This is a genomic window from Paenibacillus sp. LPE1-1-1.1 (assembly GCF_040676435.1).
GTDB lineage: Bacteria > Bacillota > Bacilli > Paenibacillales > Paenibacillaceae > Pristimantibacillus.
The window spans coordinates 1-219 of sequence record NZ_JBEGHY010000042.1; the positions used below are offsets into that span (position 1 = coordinate 1).

The 219-nt window shown below is 49.8% G+C and carries 1 rRNA gene; it reads left to right on the forward strand.

The features are described from left to right. Window positions 1-145 precede the first annotated feature (145 nt). Window positions 146-219 (forward strand): 5S ribosomal RNA (gene rrf, locus MRBLPE1_RS33275); the annotation flags it as partial.

A 219-nucleotide genomic window follows, 5' to 3' on the forward strand; every position in this document is an offset into this window, starting at 1 on the left:
GATAAACTTGGCAGTTTATCGCTTACTCGTTGTCAGTTTTGAAAGAGTAACCAGTCCCCAAAAAGTGAAGATAAGCGTTGCAGCTTATACCGATTACTTTTCGGGGGCCCCGGAAACCTTCTTTCAAGTTAAGTCATGTCATCCGTTTGGTGGCGATGGCGGAGGGGAACCACGCGTTCCCATACCGAACACGACCGTTAAGCCCTCCAGCGCCAATGG